The following is a 23,560-nucleotide window of genomic DNA, read 5'->3' as shown; positions in this document are numbered from 1 at the left end:
ATATTTATAGTTCATGAAAAAAACGATTTTATTATTTGCCCTACTGCTTACTACTGCCTTTTCTTTTGCTCAGAAAAAAGAAAAACTAAAAGGTTCTAAAATTGTAACGGTTACCCAAAAAGACGTTGATAAATTTGAAAGCCTGGAATTCGAAGACAATCTTGAAGTATTCCTTGTAAAAGGCGACAAACAGGCTTTGGAAATTGAAGCCGATGACAACCTGCACGAAGCGATTAAAGCCGAAATGTACGGCAGTACTTTACGGGTATATACCGATAAAGAGATTACCACTGCTAAAAAACTAAGCGTTCGCGTTACCTATACCGACAATCTTAAAATGATTTCTGCTAAAAATGAAACCAAGTTAAATGCCCTGGCAGATTTGCAGCTGGATAATGTGACCGTTAAGAATTTTGATTATTCCAAGTCATACCTGAATGTAAAGTCTTCTGTTTTTGCGCTGATCATGAATGACAAAAGTAAAGCAGAGCTAAACATTAAAGCAGAATCGGCAACGATTGAATTAAGCAAAAATGCCGAATTAAAAGCATTAATTGCCGCAGCAGAGTCTAAAATTGACCTGTACCAGAAAGCTACCGCTACATTGGAAGGTGATTCCGGTATCTCTAAAATAAGACTGGACAATAATGCTGTTTTAAATGCTAAAAAATTCGCTGTTACCGATATGGAGCTAATCAGTGAATCGTATACCAGCAGTTATGTAAATGCTTTAAAAACGATCAGTATTTTTGCCACAGGAAAATCAGAAATACAACTATTCGGAGCGCCTAAGGTAGATATGAAAAACTTTGCCGATAACGCGACATTATACAAGAAATTACAATAACAAAAAAGCCCCGGAAATCCGGGGCTTTTTTATGCTTTATTGGGAGTATTTAGTCTTGAGAAGCCAAATATCTTTCGGCATCAAGTGCCGCCATACAACCTGTTCCGGCAGCAGTAATTGCCTGACGGTACACGTGATCGGCAGCATCACCGGCAACAAAAACTCCCGGTACGCTGGTTTTGGACGTTCCCGGCTCGTTGATGATGTAACCCGTTTCGTCCAACTGGATATATTCTTTAAAGATTTCCGTATTCGGCTGGTGACCAATCGCTACGAAGAACCCTGTAACCGGAATTTCTTTTAATTCTCCGGTTGTTCTGTTTTTAACACGAACAGCCGTTACCACCTGTCCGTCTCCGATTACCTCATCCGTTTCCGTATTTAACAGGATTTCGATATTTTCCGTTTTGCGAACTCTGTCTTCCATGATTTTGGAAGCTCTGAATTTCTCGCTTCTCACTAACATCGTCACTTTTTTACATAGCTTGGAAAGATAGTGTGCTTCTTCACAGGCACTGTCTCCTGCTCCAACGATAATTACTTCCTGGTTTCTGTAGAAGAATCCGTCGCAAACAGCGCAGGCAGAAACACCGCCTCCTAATTGTAAATATTTTTGTTCTGATGGCAATCCTAAATATTTTGCAGAAGCTCCGGTACTGATAATTACCGTTTCACAGTGAATTTCTTTGGTATCGTTAATCCACACTTTGTGAACAGGTCCGGAAAAATCAACTTTGGTAGCCCAGCCGTCACGAACATCTGTTCCAAAACGTTTTGCCTGCTCCTGTAACTGCACCATCATTTCCGGTCCGGTTACCCCATCCGGATAGCCCGGAAAGTTTTCTACTTCATTCGTTGTTGTTAATTGTCCGCCGGGTTGCGTCCCTTGGTATAAAACAGGATTCATGTTTGCTCTGGCTGCATAAATAGCTGCAGTATACCCTGCAGGTCCCGAACCGATAATCAAACATTTTACTCTTTCGATGGTATCTGACATAATTCTTTGCTTTATTTTTTTTAGATAGCAAATGTAAGTTTTAATTAAAAAAGTTTTACACAAAACAGATTAGTTTTAACTATTCTAAAATAAAAATGATTTATTTCAAAAAAAGATTTTGGAAATTAAAATTAAGTTCTATATTTGCACCCACAATTACAGAACACACGGGGTGTAGCGTAGCCCGGTCATCGCGCCTGGTTTGGGACCAGGAGGTCGCAGGTTCGAATCCTGCCACCCCGACGAAAAGCTCTAACGAAAGTTAGGGCTTTTTTTGTTTATTTAAGTTGCTCTCCTTAACAATGTTCCGGAAGCTCTAAAAAATCATACCGGAAATAGTTCAAACTTGTCCTGATAGGATAAAAAAAGCCACTCAAGATTCAGTGGCTTTTGCTTTTTAAATACTCCCTTCAAATTTCAAATGTGACGAGTTGCTATCAAAAATAAGATAATGCTGTACAGTCTGTAAATGCGCTAAAGCGAAATACTTGCTAATCATTTTATTATCAGCAAGATTCGTATAAAATACAACACCATCATTATGTAACTTTATATCGAAAAATTGACAACATGAATCTGAAACAACTTAGCAGACAAGAGTACACAACCCGGATAAACCGGGTGATGGACTACATAAGGCTCCATTTAGATAAATCATTCGATCTTGCCACATTGGCTGGTGTTGCTTCTTTTTCTCCATATCATTTTCACCGGATATTTACAGCAATGGTGGGTGAAACCCCGAATAACTTTGTGTCCCGTATTAAATTGGAAAAAGCAGCGCAATTATTGCATAATAACCCTAAGGCATCGGTAAGCGATGTTGCATTCCTTTGCGGATTCGTTAATATATCCTCTTTCGGCAGGGCATTTAAAAGTCATTTTAATATGACCACCACAGAATTTCGCAATCAGGACAAGCCGATTTACATTAAAAACGGGATCAGATATAGCAAGGATTGCAAAGCAGTCAGCAAGATTGGCAAAAATTACCAGCAGATTAATGCACAATTTTACAGTGTCGAATTGAATACATTAATCATTATGGACACAAAAATTGAAATCAGACAAATGCCGGAACTGAATCTGATCTATTGTCGCCACACAGGTGCATTTAACAAGATCGGACAGGCTTACGAAAAGCTTTTCAAGTGGGCTATTCCCCGTGGATTGGTGAACCCAGGCACCAGAACCGTAACCGTTTATCAGGATGACCCTGCTGTGACAAGTATCGATAAAGTACGCCAGGATGCCAGTATTATTGTAGATGGCAATATAAAAGTTGACGGCGAAATTGGCAAATTAAATATTCCATCAGGCAAGTATGCTGTCGGTCGTTTTGAAATTAAAGAAACTGAATTTGAAGAAGCCTGGAACACGATGTGTGCGTGGCTGACAGAAAGTGGCTGCCAGCCTGCTGATAGTCCTACTTATGAATACTATCATAACGATTACAGTGAAAATCCTGAACACAGGTTTATCGTAGATATCTGTATTCCTATAAAACCCTTATAATCTTTTTGAAATATGAGACTTACCAAAACAGAGAAAACAACAGGAATTATTTTAGCAGTATTGTTGTTTCTTATCACCCTGAGCAGCACATTCTTTTTCTTGGTAAAATTGAACGTTAGCTGGATACAATGGATTTCATTTAATTCCTGTGCTCCAACCAGTTTCTTATATTTACTCTTATTCCTTGCGTTTCTGATAAGGAAAAAGGCTGCTTACCTGATTATAACATTTCTGCCGATCTATTTTCTTGGAACGATGGCAATGTTTGTATTGTCATGGAATGCCATAAATCTGATCGCACATTTAGGACATATTATAATGACACTCAATTTAATATGGGTCGTTTTCATAATCATCAGGCATGAGGAATATAAGGCGTTAGGAATCGGTTTACTGATTAGCATACTGCTTTTCGTTCCTTATATCGCTTATGTACTATCTTATAATCAGGCACATGCAGAAGAACTGTCAAAATTATTTCTGTAAAAAGAAATAGCCTATATTGTCATGTAAGCTCTTTTGAATTTGCTGACTCTTGCCTCCAGTAAGTGCCTTTTGTAAATAAAAAAGCCGCTTGAACAAGCGGCTTGAATTTTAAAGATTCTGACAATGTTTACAAAGAGGTTTCCTTCCCGTTCCTTCTCTTCGATTTTCTTTTTCGATGTTATTACCTTCCGTACAACTGGTGTTGTTGTGATACACAGATTGTTTTTCACTGTGAAATGGACTTGTTTTTGCCATAATATTTGAATTTAAAATTACTATAACGAAAGTTATTGAATCCTTTTTTCAACACCTTACGGAAGTCCGTAACACTCAATGCAAATTACATATCATTAAACGATATTATTGTATTTAATCTGGTCTGATAAAACTTTCCTTTGGAAAAACTCGGCTGCCATCTCGGCATGCTTTCAATAATACGAATAGCGTCTTCGTTTAAAACCGGATCATCGGTTTTCATCACTTTAGCATCTTTTACCGATCCGTTTTTATCAATCATCCACACTATTTTTACCTTCCCGGAATGATCCCATTCTTTTTTATTCAACTCATTATTAAGAAAATTAGGCAGCGCACCGGTCTCACCATAAAACATCGCTTCTACCATCATGATATTAAAAAAGGAATCTCTTGTTCCTTTATCCAGCTCTTCCCCGTTATCTTTTACCATGCTAACCTTGTCATTTTCCCTTACATCTTTAACGGAAACGGGTTTCGAATCAATATAAAAAATATACGCATCATTATTGTCTTTATCCTGCGTCACCATTAACTTTCCTTTCTGATAGTAATCGATATTGGAAACAAAAACATCATCCTTCATTTTTCCGACAATCGTAATATCCCTTGCTTTATCGAATAATTTCCAGATTCCGGTTTTCTTTCCGTCCTTATCGATCCGGTTGATTTCCTGTCCCTCATACTTAACACTACTTTGGGAAAAGGCAACAAAGGAAGTGAAGCAGCATAAAAACGCCAGCAGTTTTATTTTTGACATTCTAAAATTATTTTTATAAAGGTTTATAAAGATTGATCTCACTTTTTTCAAGCCATTCGGCGGCATTTTTTTGGAAACCCACGAAATGCTCCGTTTGAGTATGCTTATCTATAGCTTCCTTGTCTTCCCATAATTCATAGAACAGGAATTCCAAAGGATTATTAATTGCGGTATGCAAACGGTATTCGTGACATCCATCTTCCTGTAAAGATGCTTCCACCAGTTTTTGAAGTGCGGTTGCAACTTCTTCCCTGTAGTGCTCTTTTGCTTTAAGTGTTGCTACTATTGCTATCATTTTTGTTAGGCATTATTTTATTTACAAACATCGGAAATTTTCTTTAAGATTCCGGATAGCAAACTTATTTTTAGCATTTTCTGGCTACATACAAATCACCAGTCTTTTTCCCGGATCTATATTGGCACTCCAAACTTCATGAACGGCGTCCAATGTTGCGGTTACCGTTTCAATGACAAGCTTTCCCGTTGCTGCCAGCTGAAATGCTTCCGGCAGGATTTCGGTGATAAACTTTTTCATTTCCACTTCGGAAAGACTGCCAATCCCGGAACCCAGAATTTCAATCGCTGAACTCCTTAACACATCGGAACGCAACTCAATTTCTTCTCCGGAAATACTTCCCACGGTAACGATACGCACCGGATGGGTATAACCGCCGGCTCCTTTCAGTGCTTTTAACAACAGTTCCACCGAATGTCCCCACAGGTAATCAATAACAATATCTACAGGTGTTGCCAACTGAATATTTTTCAATTCCTCAACAATGGTTTCATCCGCTGCTTTTAAAGAAACAACTGTATCGGCTCCAAGAGATGTTAACTTTGCTAAAGACTGCTCGTTTCTGCCGGTCGCGATCACTTTGGAAGCGCCATAATGTTTGGCCAGCTGTACCGCTACCTGACCGGTCACCCCGGTAGCCCCGTTGATCAGTACAACATTTCCTTTTTGAATTTTAGCGCGAAACAGCAATGCCATTGCCGAACCGATAACCGCATTGGGAAGTGCCGCTGCCGTTACATCATCGATTTTCTCCGGCAGGACAATATATTTATGATTGGGAATCAGGGCTCTTTCGGCTATCATACCGCTTATACCCTGTGCATATACCCGGGTTCCGTCTTCCAGAATGCCCACACCGTCAAAGCCTACAACAGCAGGAAGCTGTTTGTAACTGGCATAATGCCTGCCGCTTGCGCGCAGTTTGTCCAGGTTTTTAACCGACGCTGCCGTAACGTTAATCAGAATTTCATTTTCATTTTGAGGAATAGGATCCGGAAAATTTTCACAAACCGGAACATCGCCCAATTGTTTTATAATCGCTGCTTTCATAAGTTATTTTTTTGGCAAAGTTCCGCCAGACTTCTTCTACCAAACGATAACAATTGTTAAGAAAATCAGGATTGTTTCGCCGTTTTATTCCGGATACGGCTTAACGATACCGCTGTTATTCCCAAATAGGTAGCGATATAATGCTGCGGAATCCGCTGGAAGATTGTCGGATTCTTTTTAAGCAGGTTGACATAGCGGTCTTCGGGTTTGTCTTTTAAAAACGATAACAAATGTTTGGAATAATAGATAAACCGATTTAAAATATAACGGTCAAACCATTCTTTAAATTCGGCATCTTCTTTCCATAAAACCTCAAATTGGTCTTTCTCCAAAACATACAACGTACATTTTTCTAATGTTTCAAGGTAAAAATCACTCGGCTGATTCGTGATCACACTTTCCAAAGAAGCCACCAGACTTCCTTCAAAAAAGAACTGATTCGTGATCTCTTTTCCGTTACTGTTCATCCACAGCCGCAGGCAGCCTTCTTTTACAAAATAGATCCGCAGTGCCTTCTCCCCTTCTTTTAAAAGAGTTTTTTTGGCATCAACTTTAATCTCTTCCAGAGCATATTTACCGGCAAGATAAAGCATAAAGCGCTTTACCTCTTCTTCATCGTTAATCGTTGTATTTTTCATATCGGTACTCTTGTAACTTAAGTCAGCATCATTTTCATTTCATACTGCCCGATAAAAGGTTCCAGCCCATGAGCCGTCAGAAAGCGGCTGACCTGTGCTGTCGTTTTATCAATATTCGTCACCACTAATGGCTTACCGTTATGGGCGCGGGCTTCCGCGAGCACACCGGTTCCGGCATTATAAACTGTTTTTACACCGTCAACAACATTCATTCCGTGCAGCATAAACCCAACGAGTTTATCACCATCGAAGCAGCCTACCGAAACCTTCCTGTCGATACTTTCCGAATACAATTTGAGCTGTAAACTGTTCCAATCAAAAAACAGCGGGATAAAATAATCCGAAAAAGCAGCATTAAAGGCTTCCAGGATAATCGTATCGCTGATGTTTTCCAATGTTTTAAAGTCCATTCCTGCTTATTTTTACGTTCTTCTTTTGCAAAGAACAATTTATACCTATTCTTAATTACTTTCCAAAAAGAATTGCAACCTCATAAAACTAAAAAAAATAAACCCTACATCCTATTAATTATTATTTTTGCCGAGATTAAAAATAATAAAAACGCTTTATGCTAATAATTGGTATTGCCGGAGGAACAGGCAGTGGAAAAACGACAGTAGTCCATCAGATAATGAATGAATTACCCGAAACAGAAGTAGGGATTATTTCGCAGGACTCCTATTATAAGGCTACTCACAACCTAAGCTTTGATGAAAGAGCTCTTATTAATTTTGACCATCCCAGAGCCATCGACTTTGAATTACTGGTGGCACACCTGAAGGATTTAAAAGCGGAAAAAACAATCGAACAGCCGGTATATTCTTTTGTAACACACAACAGAACAGATGATACCATTGTGACCCATCCCAGAAAGGTAATGATTGTGGAAGGAATCCTAATCCTTACCAATCCGGAATTACGCGATATGTTCGATGTTAAAATATTTGTTCATGCCGATTCTGACGAGCGTTTAATCCGACGATTAAAACGGGATATCGCCGAACGCGGCCGTGACATGGAAGAAGTTTTAAGCCGTTATCAGTCTACTTTAAAGCCGATGCACGAACAATTCATCGAACCGTCAAAAGCCTATGCGGACATTATTATTCCAAATGACAAATACAACACGGTAGCCATCGATGTGGTTCGTGCCGTAATCAATCAGAGAATATCATAATTTATAATTACCTTTATAACCCATGAAAAAAGCATTCGAAAAACTTGTAACCAAATATCCATTTCTGAGAATACTCGGGAACCGGTATGTTTTGGTGCTGCTGTTTTTTGCTGTTTGGATGCTTTTTCTGGACAACTATTCTTATTTGGAACACCGCGTTTTAAATAAGGAAATCGACGAACTCGAAGACAATAAAAAATACTATCAGGAAGAGATCAAAAAGGACAGTGAGAATATCAAAAAACTTAAAAATCCCGATCAGGTAGAAAAATATGCACGTGAAAAATATTATATGAAACGTGACAAAGAAGATATTTATATCATCGAGTTTGAAGAAGATGTGCCTGAAGAAGACACAAAATCACTTTAATTTTGCATTATGAGTAACAAACTGTTTACTGATTTTGAACCAGTGTCGTCCAAACAATGGAAAACACAAATTCAATATGAACTGAAAGGAGCCGATTATAACGAAACTTTAGTTTGGGAAAGTCCCGAAGGAATTAAGGTTCGTCCGTTTTATCATATCGATGAAGCCGAAAAACCTTTAAGAGTTACTACCGAAGCTTCTAATTTTAAGATTGTACAGAACATTTTTGTTCACGACCTTGATAAATCCATCGCAAGAGCTAAAGAAACAGTAGCCCGCGGTGCAGAAAGTTTGCGATTCACACTTGAAAATGAAAAAGTCGATATTGAAAAACTGTTATCCGCCCTTCCGCTGGAAACGGTTCCGGTATATCTGAACTTCGATTTCCTGGATTTGCCGTTTCTTGAAAAGATAAATGCCATTGCCAAAAAACACCAGACTACCGTTTTTGTTCATATTGACCCTATCGGCCAGCTGGCAAAAGAAGGTAACTGGCACAGCAATCTGGATACCGATTTCAACACGCTGAATGACATTTCCCTAAAATGCCCCAACATTCATTTCCTGAGCATTAACAGTACATTATATCAAAATGCCGGTGCCAATATTGTACAGCAGATCGCTTACACTTTAGCCCATGCAAACGAATATTTCAACCGCATAGCCACCATCGGCACTCCGGTAACGATCCAGGTAGCCGTAGGAACCAATTATTTCTTTGAAATAGCCAAACTTCGTGCAATACGCCTGCTGTTTGGCTTACTGGCAAAAGAATACGACCATAAATCTGACTGCCATATCATTGCCATTCCTACCAAACGAAACAAAACACTTTACGATTACAACGTCAACATGCTTCGTACCACAACCGAATGCATGAGTGCTATTTTAGGAGGCGCCAATGCTGTTTCCAATCTGGCTTATGACGCGCTTTATCATAAAGACAACGAGTTTGGCGACAGAATTTCAAGAAACCAGCTTTTGGTTTTAAAACATGAAAGCTATTTCGACATCGTTAACAATCCGGCTGACGGTGCCTATTATATTGAAAACCTGACAGATCAGTTAGCCGAAAAAGCACTGAACCTGTTTAAAGATATCGAAACAAACGGCGGATTCATCACACAATTGATCGAAGGAACCATCCAGCGAAAAATCAGTGAAAGCGCTAAAAAAGAACAGGAATTATTCGATAATGGAAAAGAAATCTTATTGGGAACCAACAAATACCCTAATAAAGAAGACCGAATGAGCCATGATTTAGAATTATATCCTTTTGTAAAAGTCAACCCGAGAAAAACATTAATCACACCGATCATCGAAAAACGATTGGCTGAAAAATTAGAACAGGAACGACTGGAAACGGAAAAGCAATAAGAGCTTCTTAACGCTAATCAGGATAATAATCAGATTTGAAATGAGAAAGAACATTCAACATATAACCTTAGAAAATTCCCGAACACAATCGGATGCCGTTAATGCGGAAACCATTGTGAATGCAGAAGGAATTGAAATCAAACAAACCTATTCCGAAGCAGCTTTACAGGATCTGGAGCACCTTCACTTCGGAGCGGGATTTGCACCCAACCTGCGCGGTCCGTATGCAACCATGTACGTTCGCCGTCCGTGGACCATCCGCCAGTATGCCGGATTCTCTACCGCAGAAGAAAGTAATGCCTTTTACCGCAGGAATCTTGCTGCCGGACAGAAAGGACTTTCCGTTGCGTTTGACTTAGCGACACACCGTGGTTATGACAGCGACCATGAACGGGTAGTGGGTGATGTTGGAAAAGCCGGCGTAGCGATTGACAGTGTGGAAGACATGAAAATTCTATTCGACCAGATTCCGTTGCATGAAATGTCGGTTTCCATGACCATGAACGGAGCGGTATTGCCCATCATGGCATTCTATATCGTCGCTGCCGAAGAACAGGGCGTAGAAGCAAAATTACTGTCCGGAACCATTCAGAACGACATTCTGAAAGAGTTTATGGTACGTAATACCTACATCTACCCGCCTACACCATCGATGAAAATCATTGCTGATATTTTTGATTATACCAGTAAAAAAATGCCAAAATTCAACTCGATCTCCATTTCCGGTTATCACATGCAGGAAGCCGGAGCAACCGCAGATATTGAATTGGCTTATACCCTGGCAGACGGATTGGAATACATCCGTACCGGACTGGCTGCCGGAATGAAAATTGACGAATTTGCCCCGCGTTTGTCCTTCTTTTGGGCTATCGGGATGAACCACTTTATGGAAATTGCCAAAATGCGTGCCGGAAGAATGCTTTGGGCAAAACTATTGAAGCAATTCGAACCTAAAGACGATAAATCATTAGCATTGCGAACGCACTGCCAGACATCCGGATGGAGCCTGACCGAACAGGATCCTTTTAACAATGTTGCCCGTACGGCTATTGAAGCCGCAGCCGCAGCATTTGGAGGAACCCAGTCCCTGCACACCAATGCCCTGGATGAAGCGATCGCTTTACCAACCGATTTCTCGGCGCGTATTGCCCGTAATACCCAGATCTTTTTACAGGAAGAAACCAAAATCTGCAAAACGGTTGACCCGTGGGCAGGAAGTTATTATGTAGAAAGCCTGACGCATGAAATTGCACAGAAAGCCTGGGCACTCATTGAAGAAGTAGAAGAATTAGGCGGTATGACAAAAGCCATCGAAGCCGGAATTCCCAAACTGAGAATTGAAGAAGCTGCCGCCCGTAAACAGGCGCGTATCGACAGCGGACAGGATATTATTGTAGGCGTAAACAAATACCGTCTTGAAAAAGAAGATCCATTACACATCCTTGAAGTAGACAACCAGACCGTTCGTAAACAACAGCTCGAACGATTAGCACATATTAAAGCAACCCGAAACACCGAAAAAGTACAGGAATGTCTGGCAGCACTGACAGCCTGTGCACAATCCGGAAACGGGAACTTATTGGAATTAGCCGTAGATGCAGCACGCAACAGAGCCACTTTAGGCGAAATCAGTGATGCTATGGAATCGGTTTTCGGAAGATACAAAGCACAAATTAAATCCTTTAGTGGCGTGTACAGTAAAGAAATTAAAAACGATGAAAGTTTTGAAAAAGCAAAACAACTGGCCGATGCTTTTGCAAAATCCGAAGGACGTCGTCCGCGTATCATGATCGCCAAAATGGGTCAGGACGGACACGACCGCGGGGCAAAAGTAGTAGCGACCGGTTATGCCGATGTTGGTTTTGACGTAGACATCGGTCCGCTATTCCAAACACCGGCAGAAGCTGCCAAACAGGCCGTTGAAAATGACGTGCATATTTTAGGTGTTTCTTCCTTAGCTGCCGGACACAAAACATTGGTGCCGCAGGTTATCGAAGAACTTAAAAAATACGGCCGTGAAGATATTATGGTGATCGTAGGCGGAGTAATTCCGGCGCAGGATTACCAATACCTGTTCGATAGTGGTGCGGTAGCCGTTTTCGGTCCCGGAACAAAAATCAGTGAAGCCGCTATTAAGATTCTGGATATTTTAATGGAAGCGTAACAACTTTCATAAAACACTATAAAAAGCCAGCCTTAGGGTTGGCTTTTGCATTTACATTACTTAATCGGAAGAGAATTTACCAAGGGCAATCCCTTTCGCGATCACCTCAGTTATTCTTTCCGTAAAATAATCCTTAAGACCTTTTATCTGATCTTCCGGAACCGTATAAAAATCTTTTGCCGTATTGCCTGGTCCTCCTTTTGCTTTTTCAAGTAAACCGGTAATCTCCGTTTCTGTATAATCAGACCGGTATCCCTGTTTATATAGTTCCTGATACGCTTCCTTACCTTCATTAAATACCTTTTTCCAGAAGACATCCGGAACCCCTTTATGTTTTTGTTTTAAAGCGTTGAGTACCGGCGTAAATTCTCTGGCGCCCTGTTCTTCTATTTTAAGCACTTTTAAAAGCGCCCTGATCAGCTCGTCTTTTCCATCATTTCCTTCTTCACCAAAAATCAAACTTATCGGTAGTCTTAACTTCTGTCGAACCGGAATGCCATTCTTTTGTGCCGGAAGCCATTTATGTGTTACAAGACTGTTTATAACACGCAATACCTCCGCATTAGCCGAAGCATTACTTCCCGTTACACCAATGTTTTCCATATCACCGTTTTCGGTAATAACAAAATTCACAGTAACGGTAACCTGTTCTTTATTATTGTCTTTAACATTATCAAACTCAAAATTCCTGAAAAACAGGGAATAGTAGCTTTGGAATCCACCGGGAAAAGTGGCGGAAGTAGTATCATTTTTAATAAGCGGTAAGGCAGCGGGTTCTTTCTGCCGGATAACGCTTTTTCCGTTCGCAGCCAGCAGCAGTGCAGAAAAAAGTATGGCCATAATACTAACAGCCCAAAAACGGTTTTGCATGACAATGGTATTTTTGTTTTTCAAATGTAAAAAGGCCGGAATGAACAAATAGAAAAATGATAAAAACCAGCATGTCACATTGTAAAAAACATCACAAACAACACAACACCCTGTATTGCAATACTTAAAACCTCTCACAAACCGGAACATATAACACCCTTCACTCAAAAATCCGTAACAGTGAAGGCACAATACACCTGTTTTCCGGCAGTCGCCAAACCATCCCTCCTGCTAAGATTACCTTTCCAACAAATATTTTTATACATTTATACACCGGTACATCCACTATAAAAACAAAAAAATGTCCAAACTCCCGCATATCACCACCAGTATTTTTACCGTAATGTCCCAAATGGCAAACGAGCACCAGGCCATTAACCTGTCGCAGGGATTTCCGAATTTTCCGGTAGACGAACGATTGACCACCATTACGGCAAAACTCGCTACAGAAAATGTACACCAGTATACGCCAATGACCGGACATCCGGGACTGATGAGCAAAATTGTGGCATTAACCTCAGCGTCCTATCATCGTGCGGTTAATCCGGCTACGGAAATGTTAGTGACCGCAGGCGCTACCGAAGCTATTTTTGCCACCATACAGGCATTGGTAAACAAAAACGAAGAAGTGATCATTCTCGACCCAAGCTACGACTGTTATGAAGCCCCCATCCTGCTCAGTTATGCCAAACCGGTCCGGGTGGCGCTAAATGACGATTACACTCCAGACTGGGAAGCCATTGCAGCTAAGATGAATACTCAAACGAGAATGCTCATCATCAACAATCCGCATAATCCAACCGGTAAAATATGGACCGCTGCCGATTTCCTGCAGCTTGAAAAATTACTGACCCTGTATCCGGATGTACTGCTGTTATCGGATGAGGTTTACGAATACATTACCTACGAACAACCCCATATATCGGTTAACACCAATGAAAAACTCCGCGACCGCAGTATTGTGATTTCTTCATTTGGAAAATCACTGCACATCACCGGATGGAAAATCGGGTATGCCATTGCACCCGAACACCTGATGAAAGAGATCAAAAAAGTCCATCAGTTTTTAGTATTCAGTGTCAACAGTATTTCACAAGCCGCCATTAGCGACTATCTGGATATTGTGGACTTTAAAGAAATTGCCTCGATGTACCGTAAAAAAAGAGATTACTTTAAAGCACTGCTCTCCCAAACTCCTTTTGAGATACTCCCTTGTGAAGGCTCCTATTTCCAGGTGGCTTCCTACGCCTCTTTTTCGAATGAAAACGATATCGACTTTACGAAAAGGCTCATCACCGACTATGGTGTGGCAACCATCCCGATATCCACTTTTTATGCCGATGGCAAAGACCTTAAACTAATCCGCTTTTGCTTTGCCAAAGACGACAACACTTTGTTACAGGCAACGGAACGCCTGCGAAAGATCACCCGATAAAAACCTTATCCCGGTTAGCCGCCAAGCCTTTAAAAAACTTTTTAACACATTATTAATGACAAAATCCCATTAATTCGATAATTTTGAAGATTGATTCTTATTCATGAAAAAGTTTTTCGCAACCATATTAATGCTCTTATACTTAATCCCCGCAGTCGGGGTTAATGTATCGGCGCATTTTTGCGGAGAAGAACTGGCCTCACTGAGTCATACTGCTGCCAACGAAACAAAATGCTTTTGCGGTATTAAGGCAACCAAAAAACCGTGCTGCGAAGACAAACAGGTTAAAATCAAAATTGACGACAATCAGCAGAAAGCAGAATTGCTGACCCAAAAATTCAGCAATCCGTTTCATATACAGTTTACAATACCGGCCGTACTTGAAATACCCTATGTTTTTAAAAGTACCGAGTCCTTTAATTATTCCTATTACAACCCACCCAACCGTTACAAGCAGCCCATATACCTGCTTAACAGAGTATTTCGAATTTGATTATTAGAATATGATTACACCTGTACCCCAAACAGTACGGGTTATTGTTATTTACATCATTCCTTAATTCAAAAATTCAATACAATGAAAACCTTAAGAAATATAGCCATGGCTGTTGCTATGGCATTCGTCTTTACAAGCTGTGAAGCACAGATAAAAAACCCGAAAACGGAAACCGTAAAAGTGTATGGCAACTGCGAGATGTGTAAGAAAACCATTGAAAAAGCAGCAAATGAAAAAGGTATCGTAAAAGCCGACTGGAATGTCGATACCGATATGCTGACCCTTACCTACGATCAGACCAAAACCAATACCGATGCCATCCTTAAAAAAGTAGCCTATGCCGGTTATGACAGCGAAACATTCCGCGCACCGGATGAAGCCTATAAAAACCTGCCGGAATGCTGCCAGTATGACCGCCCGGCAAAAGTGAGCACAATCGCAGAAAACCATGATTCTCATAAAGGACATGATATGCCGGCAGCGGAAACCAACCAGAACAGTCCGCTTTTTAACCCGGTATATACGGCCTATTTTTCCATCAAAGATGCGCTGATCAAGTCAGACGGAAAAACGGCTTCCGCCAAAGCTTCCGAACTGCTAAAAGCCATTGCTGCTGCGCCAATGGACAAAATGAAAACCGAACAGCATACCCTGTGGATGAAAATCCAGAACAGTTTAAAAACCGATGCCGGACATATAGCCGAAACAACGGATGTAAAACACCAGCGCGATCATTTTGCCTCCCTTTCGGAAAACCTGTATGCCCTAGCCAAAACAATAACTAACGGCGCTCCGTATTATTATCAGAAGTGTCCGATGTATGATAACGGTAAAGGCGCCCATTGGTTAAGTAAAGAAAACACCATCAAAAACCCTTATTACGGCTCTGCCATGCTGAGCTGCGGCAGTACTGTGGAAACTTTAAAATAACAGCAGTATGAAACATTGTTATCAACTGCTGCTGCTGTTTGCAGCCCTTAGCGGCTATGCGCAAAACAGTAAGGAATACGACCTCTATGTCACGGACACTGTGGTGAACTATACCGGCAAAAAAGTAAAAGCCATTGCCATAAACGGCAGCATTCCGGCGCCTACGCTTCATTTTACCGAAGGAGATACCGCTGTAATCCGCATACACAACAAAATGCACCACGAAACATCCATTCACTGGCACGGGCTGCTCCTGCCAAATGAACAGGACGGGGTTCCTTACCTGACGACTGCCCCGATAAAAGGCATGTCTACACACACCTATAAGTTCCCGATTAAACAAAGCGGAACCTACTGGTATCATTCCCATACCATGCTGCAGGAACAAATCGGGATGTACGGTGCTTTTATCATCCATAAAAAGCAGGAACCGGAACTACCGGAATATACCATGCTGCTGAGTGACTGGACCGATGCCAATCCGCATGAAATCGAACGTTCGCTGCACAAAGCAAACGACTGGTATGCCATTAAAAAAGGTGCCACACAAAATTATGCCGAGGCGATTGGAAAAGGCCATTTCCTGACCAAGTTTACCAACGAATGGAAACGCATGCATGCTATGGATGTGAGCGATGTTTATTACGAGCGCTTCTTTGTAAACGGCAAACAGGAAGATCATGCCCCTCAATTCAAACCCGGCGAAAAAGTACGGGTACGCATTATTAACGGCAGTGCCTCCACCTACTTCTGGCTCAACTATGCCGGAGGAAAAATAACGGTTGTCGCCAGCGATGGTATGGATGTACAACCGGTAGCGGTCGACCGTTTTATTGTAGGCGTATCCGAAACCTATGATGTTATCGTTACGATACCGGATAAAGACACCGCCTTTGAACTGGTCGCTACGGCAGAAGACCGTACCGGGCAGGCTTCCCTTTGGTTAGGCAACGGCGTCAAACAGCTGCAGCAGCCTTTACCGAAATTGAAATATTTTGAAGGGATGAAAATGATGAACGACATGATGACCGTAGGCGGAAACATGAAAGATATGGGCATGAACATGAGCCTGCAGCAAATGGACATGAACACTGTTATGTATCCCGAAATAACCGGAAAGGAAAAGGATAAAAAAACTGCCGGTATGGCTATGGATGGTCACCAACATCAGGAAACCGGCAATACCGATATTGTTACCCTGAATTATGCCATGCTGAAATCGCCGGTAAAAACAAACCTTCCCGATGGTCCGGTCCGGACGCTGCATTTTGAGCTCACCGGAAACATGAACCGTTATGTATGGACCCTGAACAATAAAACCATATCCGAATCGGATAAAGTACTGATCAAAAAAGGAGAAAACATCCGTATTGTAGTCACGAACAATTCAATGATGCGGCACCCGATGCATTTACACGGGCATTTTTTCCGTATCCTGAACGGACAAGGGGATTATGCTCCGTTAAAAAATGTACTGGACATCATGCCGATGGAAACCGACACGATCGAATTCCATGCTTCGGAGGAATATGGCGACTGGTATTTCCACTGCCACATTCTGTACCACATGATGGCCGGAATGGGTCGTATCTTTACCTATGAAAACTCACCGCCTAACCCACAGATTCCGGATCCGGAAATGGCTTTGAAAATGGTTTATAACGACGACAGACGTTATTATTTTTCTGCTGAGGTTGGCCTGGAAAGCAACGGAAGCGATGGCGAAATGCGCCTGGAAAACACCCGTAATTTCTTTGATGTAGAATGGCGCCTGGGCTTTAACAAGAATACCGGATATGAAACCGAAGCTCATTTCGGACGCTATCTGGATAAAAACCAATACCTGTCTGTATATACCGGATTTGATTTCCGTTACCACAACAGCCTTGAACGGGAAGAAAACCTGTTCGGGCAGGCAAGTACGCAAAACCAAAGGGCTGTGGCCTGTATCGGGTTGATCTACCAGCTGCCCTGGCTTATCAATGCCGATGTCCGCTTGGATCATGAAGGCAAAGCCCGTTTGCAGTTTGTCCGCAAAGACATTCCGGTAACCGACAGGGTCCGGCTTTGGGGCTCCTGGAATACCGATTTTGAATACAGTGTCGGTTCCCGGTATATCCTCACCAAATACTGGTCGCTCTCGGCTCATTACGACAGCGATATGGGTATGGGAGGCGGAATCGTCCTGACCTATTAAATCCAATAACCAAAAGGGATAACAGCAGTTGTTATCCCTTTTGCTTTTACCGTAGCAGCACCCGCAATCCTTATGATTCCGGGTAACCGGCTGCTTTTACATAGGTTTAAAAACCTGGTTTACCTAAATTTATTTCCCGTTTCAACGGTATCAAAACCTTTCACATGCTTTCTTTTTTATTATGCATGCATAATAAAAAAATTCCCTATATTTACGTTTCCAAAAAATAAAACTTATGAATTTTACAGCAAAAATGCTTCGTGATAATGCACTGGAAGACAAAGTAATTGTCGTAACCGGTGGCGGAAGTGGCTTGGGAAAAGCCATGACAAAATATTTCCTGGAATTAGGCGCAAAAGTAGCGATAACTTCCCGTGACCTGGACAAACTGCAAAATACTGCAAAAGAATTGGAACAGGAAACCGGAGGAAAATGCCTTGCCGTTCCATGTGATGTCCGCCATTATGAGCAGGTAGAAGCCATGCTTCAGGAAGTACTGAACGCTTTTGGAAAAGTAGATGTTTTACTAAACAATGCCGCCGGGAACTTTATCTCTCCTACCGAGCGTCTTTCGGCAAATGCCTTCGACACGATTATTGATATCGTATTAAAAGGCTCTAAAAACTGTACGCTTGCTTTTGGTAAGCACTGGATAGATACCAAACAGACCAATACCACTATTTTAAATATCGTCACCACTTATGCCTGGACCGGTTCGGCTTATGTAGTCCCGTCGGCCACAGCAAAAGCAGGTGTTTTAGCCATGACCCGCAGTTTGGCCGTAGAATGGGCGAAATACGGCATCCGTACCAACGCCATTGCACCGGGACCTTTTCCTACCAAAGGTGCCTGGGATCGTTTGTTACCGGGTGACTTAAAGGACAAGTTCGATTTAGCAAAAAAAGTACCGTTAAAACGTGTGGGTGACCACCAGGAACTGGCTAATTTAGCTGCCTATCTGGTTTCTGATTTTTCGGCTTACGTTAACGGTGAAGTGATTACCATCGATGGTGGCGAATGGCTGCAGGGCGCAGGACAATTTAACCTGCTGGAAGCCATTCCAAAAGAAATGTGGGACATGCTGGAAGCCATGATCAAACAAAAAGGAAACAAATAAAATATCAAAAGACCGGGCAATTACCGGTCTTTTTTATTTTGGTAAAACCGCTTGTTTAAAACCAATGGCAGGACAGTAACAAACCCCTGCAACATCTAAACAATATCATGCATTGCAATGCTTAAACAATCTAGTACACAACCTGCATAAACGAATGCATTGCTGTTATTTTCTATTGCTTTTTGACAGATATAATAGGCACCAATATTACTGCTGATTATATAATCCTAAAAATCCTGCAAAACCATTTCCGCTCCAGTATTGCTACTGCAAATAATTGTAATTTGCTAATTCCCTCACTGTTTTAACTTTATCACATTGTTAACAAATAACATTTTCATAAACCATAATATTCTATTAACATCTTTTTAGAATGATCTGAATTCCATTCACTCCATTTATTAGTATAGGGATTATACCCACATTTTAAAGGCTTTGAAAACTTATTGTTTGGTTCTTCAATATAGGCTCTGCAATCTGTACAAATATGTCTAAACTCACAATTTTTGCACACATCGATTACATCTTTTTTAATAATCCAATAATCTTTAAAACAAGAATTATCAACGACATCTATTAACTTAGTATCCTTAATGTTTCCATAACTTTCTTTCATGGACGGACAATTCTTTATATTTCCATCATTATCAATGGCAATTTTTTTATTCAGGCAGGTATTAAAATGATTCGATTCTGTAAATGTTTTTATGTTAATCGAAAAATAGTCTTGAGAGATTTGACCACAATGAACAGATGCGTTAATAATTTGATTTGTAATGTATATTCTCGGATTATCATTAATTATTTCCTCATTACAGGAATGAAGAACAATACTTAATATAATATTACTTTTCGCTAATAACCCTTGAATACATTCCATATCATTAGAGTCATATTTAGCGTAAATCACGATACCAGAAACGCTCCCTTTATGTAAGTCTATTAGTATTTGTTCAAATAATGAAATATTTATATTTGAATAAAATCTGAATTCAATATACCTGCAACTTAAATCGTTTAATTGATTAATAAGGTCTATAAGCGCTGTTTCATTTAAATTATCTGCTTCTATAATGGCATTATTTATCGTTTCCGGGCTATCCCATTCCAAACTTAAATTTGGATAATAATCCGGATATTTTGTAAAAAAACCTAATTCTTCTTTCACAAATAAATCAATCCATTGTTTTAAATTGTCATCTACATCAATCGTAGCATTCCCTCTTAACAGAAAGTCGGCTACAAAATTTGGAATGATATAATTTTTATTTCTTTCTAAATCTGATATTGAACTTCGTTTAAAACCTTTTACAATTATACAAGTGGCAAATAATTTAAAGTACTTCATCTTTTAACATTTTTGAAATAGGTTTTTGTGGTCCTGAACACATAGCTAATTTTGTTTTATATTTACCTATATGATCAAAAAACAATTCCTGCATTTCAGTTTCTTTCTGCTTTTCAACTTTTTCCAATAATGAGTATATGGCGGGTAATTTATTATTCATGAACGTTTACAATTAAAGATTTGGCTATTTCTTTTTCTAAGTAATAATTACATGGATATGAGGTCATCCCAAATTGACCTATAGGGTTCACTTCTAAAAAAACAAAATCATTATCAGGAGTTAGTATAATATCAACAGATCCTGTATTAAGATTCAAAACAGACATCAAATTATCTATTCTTTTTTCAACTTCTTCAGGTAATTTAAAAGGTGTATTTCGATTAGGATGCAAATCATTATAATTTCTAAAATCTACGGAAGTCATTTTATCTAATTGAGAAAAAATTGCCATTGAATAAAACTTACCTTCTAAAAAAAAGCTTCTAATTTCAATTTCCTTTTCTATATACTTCTGAAATAGTGAAGGAAAAAATCTTTTTTCAATTTGTTCAAGAAAACACTCCTCAATTATAACCGTTTTATTTAGATAACTATGTGATTTCCCGGAAAAGCTCATTGCTTCTCCTAAAGGCTTCGTTATAATTTTCTGATGATTATCGTAAAATCTCAATAAGTCATTTTTATTATTACAAATAATACTTTCAGGTATTTTCAATCCAACACCGGCAGCGGCTTTTAGAACTGTTAATTTATCTATAGCTATTGAATTAAAAAAGGGTAACGATTTAATATTTTTGGTTTGTAAAAAATCGAAAAGCAGTTTGTATGACTTCCTCATTTCGATTATTACATTATTCTTAATATTTGCTAAAACTCCGATATCAACATCTTCAAACTTTTTCAATTCATCATTAAATGAAAAATTATACGGAATCCATCTTCTATTCCAAACAGCTGTAAGATTGTTTAACAAGATATTTCCAAGACTTAATTCAATACCGTTATCTGAAAGAATTACTTTATAATTCAGTTCAGAATTCAAGTATGATTCACCATCAATTCTAACAAAAGATACTTTGTAATGACAGAGCCAATCTATAACATCATTTGTACTTTGATCAAAATAAGCACTCAAGATTAAAATCATTTTACCCCTATCAAATCCACAATTATTTTCCTCCCTCTATAGTTAATATCTAACTTTACAAAACCGAATTTTTCATTAAAATAGTGCTTACAAAATGAAATTCTTTTCTCTCCAGTAAAAGACTCGCAATTAATAACATAGCAATCAACCAATCCTGCCCCTCCCACATTAACAGCCTCTTTTCCAACGACTTTATATTTCTTATAAATATTAGATTCATTTATTTTAAGACTTTGTTTCATGTCTTCCGAAATATATAAATTACTCTCCCATTCTTTATTTAATGCTAAAGGCAAATTAATATCGGGAAAAGGTACTACTTCGAAAAAAGAAAAACCGGAAGGAGTCCTGGGTGGATGCAAAAAAATCATTTTTTCATCTTCAATTATCCCGGACAATTCCGAAAGAGCTCCAATAGGACAATCATCATTATAATAATCGTATTTTATTATTGTTTGATCTTCTAATACTGACTTATAAACACCTTTAAAAACTGTAAGAATAAATTTATTTATTAATACAGCATCATCATCAACATCTTTCTTCTGAACTAAAACAGGCTCCTCTCTTAAATTTTTTAATTCTAAAAAATATTCTTTTTCACCTTTAAAAAAGCGTATGGAATGAACAAACTTCAATCCGCTTTTATAAATTTTATTGTCTAAATTATTAATATTCGGTTTCCCGTTATCAATAAACGTCTTATCTTCATAGCAACTCCGTTCTTTAAAATTTTTACACGACACACAAAGAGCTCCTAAAAAAAATAAAAAGCAGACCTCTTTTAAAAAAGATCTGCTAAAAAAAAGGTTAACAAGTTCCTTCATCATTCCAATCGCCCGCAGTATCTGTCTGAGTGCCGTAATCATTTCCGTAAATCCATTCGAGAATTGTGCTCATGGCTGTATGGGTTTTGTACGGTTTAGCAGTTTGCGTCCCTGTAAGTAACCCACCATTAATCAACTCTTTTTTTGTAATTACATTCTTTTGAGTAATTACATTTTTTTCAAAATCATCTAGGCTCATAATATAAAATTTTGTGTTAATAATATAGCAATATAATAAAATTAAACAACACTTCGTATTAAAATCACAAAAAAAGCATTCTTACAAAGACCATTTGTAACAAAATCTCAATTAAAACATTAAATCTTTCATGTTGTTTTTTAATAAAAGATCTAACAAAAACTAAAGTCCTAAACACAATACACATAGCATTCACACGGACTTTTAACTTTATCACATTGTTAACAAATAACATTTTCATAAACCATAATAAATTGTATTTTTACGGTTCAAAATTTTTAAAGACAAAATGGGTAAAATCATTGCTATTGCCAATCAAAAAGGTGGCGTTGGAAAAACTACAACTTCAGTAAATTTAGCCGCCGCATTAGGCGTATTGGAAAAAAAAGTTTTATTGATTGATGCAGATCCACAGGCTAATGCCAGTTCCGGATTGGGTATTGACGTAGAAAGTGTAGAAATAGGAACCTACCAGATATTAGAGCATAGCAATACTCCGGACGAAGCAACCTTATCGTGTACGGCACCGAATGTTTCGCTGATTCCGGCTCATATTGACCTGGTAGCTATCGAAATCGAGCTGGTTGATAAAGAAAACCGTGAATATATGCTAAAACAGGCTTTGGCCAGTGTTAAGGAAAAATATGATTATATCATTATTGACTGTGCACCGTCATTAGGCTTGTTAACGCTAAATGCGCTAACGGCAGCCGACTCGGTTGTTATTCCGATTCAGTGTGAATATTTCGCACTGGAAGGTTTGGGCAAATTACTGAACACGATTAAAAGTGTGCAGAAAATCCACAACCCGCAGCTGGATATCGAAGGTTTATTGCTAACCATGTATGATTCCCGTTTGCGTTTATCGAACCAGGTAGTGGAAGAAGTACAGAAACACTTTAACGATATGGTTTTTGAAACCGTTATTCAGCGTAACGTAAAATTAAGTGAAGCACCAAGTTTTGGGGAAAGTATCATTAACTATGATGCAACCAGCAAAGGCGCAACCAATTATATTCATTTAGCAGAAGAAATTATTAAAAAAAATAGTAACTAAGGTTT

25 protein-coding genes and 1 tRNA gene are annotated in these 23,560 nt (G+C 39.3%); 14 read left to right on the top strand and 12 right to left on the bottom strand.

All coding sequences use genetic code 11. The features are described from left to right. The first annotated feature begins 13 nt into the window (after positions 1–13). A complete protein-coding gene (locus B3394_RS12695; RefSeq protein WP_286924880.1) occupies positions 14–847 on the top strand; it encodes a GIN domain-containing protein in 834 nt (277 codons plus the stop codon). A gap of 49 nt (positions 848–896) precedes the next feature. Here B3394_RS12695 and trxB read toward each other — a convergent pair whose 3' ends face one another. Next, a complete protein-coding gene (gene trxB, locus B3394_RS12690) occupies positions 897–1,844 on the bottom strand; it encodes a thioredoxin-disulfide reductase (RefSeq protein WP_286924878.1) in 948 nt (315 codons plus the stop codon). Between the two features lie 168 nt (positions 1,845–2,012). Between trxB and B3394_RS12685 the strand changes: the two genes are divergently transcribed. The 3 genes from B3394_RS12685 to B3394_RS12675 all read left to right on the top strand — a co-directional run bounded on the left by B3394_RS12685 (position 2,013) and on the right by B3394_RS12675 (position 3,845). Then, positions 2,013–2,087, top strand: a tRNA-Pro gene (locus tag B3394_RS12685). Positions 2,088–2,414: 327 nt separating this feature from the next. Beyond that, on the top strand, positions 2,415–3,359 hold the full coding sequence (locus B3394_RS12680) for an AraC family transcriptional regulator (protein WP_286924876.1): 945 nt from the start codon (positions 2,415–2,417) through the stop codon (positions 3,357–3,359). Between the two features lie 12 nt (positions 3,360–3,371). Then, a complete protein-coding gene (locus B3394_RS12675) occupies positions 3,372–3,845 on the top strand; it encodes a hypothetical protein (RefSeq protein WP_286924874.1) in 474 nt (157 codons plus the stop codon). 340 nt (positions 3,846–4,185) lie between these two features. Here the strand turns inward: B3394_RS12675 and B3394_RS12670 are convergent, their stop codons facing one another. From B3394_RS12670 to B3394_RS12650, 5 genes are all read right to left on the bottom strand, one after another. Beyond that, positions 4,186–4,860 (bottom strand): energy transducer TonB, encoded by a 675-nt coding sequence (locus B3394_RS12670; RefSeq protein WP_286924872.1) that lies wholly within the window; start codon positions 4,858–4,860, stop codon positions 4,186–4,188. 13 nt (positions 4,861–4,873) lie between these two features. Further along, positions 4,874–5,155 (bottom strand): putative quinol monooxygenase, encoded by a 282-nt coding sequence (locus tag B3394_RS12665; RefSeq protein ID WP_177732912.1) that lies wholly within the window; start codon positions 5,153–5,155, stop codon positions 4,874–4,876. An 84-nt stretch (positions 5,156–5,239) separates the two neighbouring features. Then, positions 5,240–6,205, bottom strand: coding sequence for a quinone oxidoreductase family protein (locus B3394_RS12660; RefSeq protein ID WP_286924870.1), 966 nt, complete (start codon positions 6,203–6,205; stop codon positions 5,240–5,242). Between the two features lie 65 nt (positions 6,206–6,270). Further along, positions 6,271–6,843 carry a Crp/Fnr family transcriptional regulator gene (locus B3394_RS12655; RefSeq protein WP_177732908.1) on the bottom strand — a complete coding sequence of 191 codons (573 nt, stop codon included), beginning with the start codon at positions 6,841–6,843 and terminating at the stop codon, positions 6,271–6,273. Positions 6,844–6,860: 17 nt separating this feature from the next. Next, positions 6,861–7,253: a hypothetical protein gene (locus tag B3394_RS12650; protein ID WP_286924868.1), complete on the bottom strand. Its 393-nt coding sequence runs from the start codon at positions 7,251–7,253 to the stop codon at positions 6,861–6,863. Positions 7,254–7,411: 158 nt separating this feature from the next. Between B3394_RS12650 and udk the strand changes: the two genes are divergently transcribed. The 4 genes from udk to scpA are packed head-to-tail and all read left to right on the top strand — an operon-like array spanning position 7,412 to position 11,931. Next, entirely contained in the window at positions 7,412–8,020 is a 609-nt protein-coding gene (gene udk, locus B3394_RS12645) for a uridine kinase (RefSeq protein ID WP_177732904.1), read from the top strand. 22 nt (positions 8,021–8,042) lie between these two features. After that, a complete protein-coding gene (locus B3394_RS12640; RefSeq protein WP_177732902.1) occupies positions 8,043–8,390 on the top strand; it encodes an FtsB family cell division protein in 348 nt (115 codons plus the stop codon). A 9-nt stretch (positions 8,391–8,399) separates the two neighbouring features. Further along, a complete protein-coding gene (locus B3394_RS12635) occupies positions 8,400–9,767 on the top strand; it encodes a methylmalonyl-CoA mutase subunit beta (RefSeq protein ID WP_177732900.1) in 1,368 nt (455 codons plus the stop codon). A gap of 40 nt (positions 9,768–9,807) precedes the next feature. Further along, the gene (gene scpA / locus B3394_RS12630) at positions 9,808–11,931 is read left to right on the top strand and encodes a methylmalonyl-CoA mutase (protein ID WP_177732898.1); all 2,124 of its coding nucleotides are present in this window, start codon (positions 9,808–9,810) and stop codon (positions 11,929–11,931) included. A 60-nt stretch (positions 11,932–11,991) separates the two neighbouring features. On the opposite strand, the gene B3394_RS12625 is transcribed toward scpA, so the two are convergent. Continuing rightward, on the bottom strand, positions 11,992–12,801 hold the full coding sequence (locus B3394_RS12625; protein WP_286924822.1) for an energy transducer TonB: 810 nt from the start codon (positions 12,799–12,801) through the stop codon (positions 11,992–11,994). Between the two features lie 301 nt (positions 12,802–13,102). Between B3394_RS12625 and B3394_RS12620 the strand changes: the two genes are divergently transcribed. From B3394_RS12620 to B3394_RS12600, 5 genes are all read left to right on the top strand, one after another. Further along, complete coding sequence (locus B3394_RS12620; protein ID WP_286924819.1) at positions 13,103–14,236, top strand: methionine aminotransferase; 1,134 nt, start codon at positions 13,103–13,105, stop codon at positions 14,234–14,236. A 103-nt stretch (positions 14,237–14,339) separates the two neighbouring features. Further along, positions 14,340–14,729: an HYC_CC_PP family protein gene (locus B3394_RS12615; RefSeq protein WP_273247003.1), complete on the top strand. Its 390-nt coding sequence runs from the start codon at positions 14,340–14,342 to the stop codon at positions 14,727–14,729. An 84-nt stretch (positions 14,730–14,813) separates the two neighbouring features. Then, positions 14,814–15,662, top strand: a complete 849-nt coding sequence (locus B3394_RS12610; protein ID WP_286924817.1) for a DUF3347 domain-containing protein — start codon at positions 14,814–14,816, stop codon at positions 15,660–15,662. A 7-nt stretch (positions 15,663–15,669) separates the two neighbouring features. After that, complete coding sequence (locus tag B3394_RS12605; protein ID WP_286924771.1) at positions 15,670–17,859, top strand: multicopper oxidase domain-containing protein; 2,190 nt, start codon at positions 15,670–15,672, stop codon at positions 17,857–17,859. 235 nt (positions 17,860–18,094) lie between these two features. Further along, positions 18,095–18,976, top strand: coding sequence for an SDR family oxidoreductase (locus B3394_RS12600; RefSeq protein ID WP_177732885.1), 882 nt, complete (start codon positions 18,095–18,097; stop codon positions 18,974–18,976). A 337-nt stretch (positions 18,977–19,313) separates the two neighbouring features. On the opposite strand, the gene gwsS is transcribed toward B3394_RS12600, so the two are convergent. The 5 genes from gwsS to B3394_RS12575 are packed head-to-tail and all read right to left on the bottom strand — an operon-like array spanning position 19,314 to position 22,498. Beyond that, the gene (gene gwsS, locus B3394_RS12595; protein WP_286924752.1) at positions 19,314–20,324 is read right to left on the bottom strand and encodes a grasp-with-spasm system SPASM domain peptide maturase; all 1,011 of its coding nucleotides are present in this window, start codon (positions 20,322–20,324) and stop codon (positions 19,314–19,316) included. Beyond that, entirely contained in the window at positions 20,311–20,484 is a 174-nt protein-coding gene (locus B3394_RS12590) for a hypothetical protein (protein ID WP_273246998.1), read from the bottom strand. The genes gwsS and B3394_RS12590 overlap by 14 nt, the downstream gene beginning before the upstream one ends. Beyond that, entirely contained in the window at positions 20,477–21,460 is a 984-nt protein-coding gene (gene gwsG / locus B3394_RS12585) for a grasp-with-spasm system ATP-grasp peptide maturase (protein ID WP_286924724.1), read from the bottom strand. Before gwsG ends, B3394_RS12590 begins: the two co-directional genes overlap by 8 nt. Positions 21,461–21,468: 8 nt before the next feature. After that, on the bottom strand, positions 21,469–22,302 hold the full coding sequence (locus tag B3394_RS12580; protein WP_286924720.1) for a hypothetical protein: 834 nt from the start codon (positions 22,300–22,302) through the stop codon (positions 21,469–21,471). Next, positions 22,283–22,498 carry a hypothetical protein gene (locus B3394_RS12575; protein WP_286924715.1) on the bottom strand — a complete coding sequence of 72 codons (216 nt, stop codon included), beginning with the start codon at positions 22,496–22,498 and terminating at the stop codon, positions 22,283–22,285. Before B3394_RS12575 ends, B3394_RS12580 begins: the two co-directional genes overlap by 20 nt. Before the next feature lie 289 nt (positions 22,499–22,787). Between B3394_RS12575 and B3394_RS12570 the strand changes: the two genes are divergently transcribed. Then, positions 22,788–23,555, top strand: coding sequence for a ParA family protein (locus B3394_RS12570; RefSeq protein ID WP_177732872.1), 768 nt, complete (start codon positions 22,788–22,790; stop codon positions 23,553–23,555). Positions 23,556–23,560 lie beyond the last annotated feature (5 nt).

The sequence above is a fragment of the Flavobacterium sp. UBA4197 genome (assembly GCF_002379575.1).
In the GTDB taxonomy this organism is placed as follows: Bacteria; Bacteroidota; Bacteroidia; order Flavobacteriales; family Flavobacteriaceae; genus Flavobacterium; species Flavobacterium inviolabile.
The sequence above is the reverse complement of the archived record's forward strand: the minus strand, read 5'-3'. Positions and strand labels throughout refer to the sequence as shown.